1 protein-coding gene is annotated in these 564 nt (G+C 47.9%); it reads left to right on the top strand.

The window, feature by feature from the left end; translation table 11 throughout:
* Positions 1-449 (top strand): GGDEF domain-containing protein (locus R7O13_RS29510; protein WP_318305547.1); only part of this gene is annotated, 449 nt, incomplete at its 5' end.
* Positions 450-564: the final 115 nt, after the last annotated feature.

Below are 564 nucleotides of genomic sequence, written 5' to 3'. Positions count from 1 at the left end.
GTCGCGCCTTTGATACTGATTTAAGCATGCTGATTAACGCTAATCAGGCGATGACTCTCATCTTGCTGGATATCGACCACTTTAAAGCGTTCAACGATAACTATGGGCACCTATTTGGTGACACAGTATTGAAAGCGATCGCGCGTCGACTACAACAAAGCTGTCGCGATGGCGTGAGTGCGTACCGCTTCGGCGGCGAAGAATTTGCGTTAATTGTGCCAAACAAATCCCTACGAATCGCCCGCCAATATGCCGATACCCTGCGCCGCATGATTGAAAAGCTGCGCGTGCGTGATAAACGCTCGGGCACACAAGTTCATAGCATTACCGCTTCTTTTGGTGTGGCAGAGTTCGAAGTTGGTGACACCGTAGATTCATTAGTCAACAAAGCCGATAAACAGCTTTATGAAGCAAAACAACTCGGTCGAAACCGAGTGATGCCTATCTAAGCTAACCTCTCTGGTAATACAGTAAAGACGGTTAGAACAAATAAAGAAACCCCGCACTGTTTAGCGCGGGGTTTCTACTTTCTCGTCCTACATACCCAAAGCAGGCTACTTGGGC

The organism is Vibrio sp. Y176, assembly GCF_033438945.1.
The sequence above is the reverse complement of the archived record's forward strand: the minus strand, read 5'-3'. Positions and strand labels throughout refer to the sequence as shown.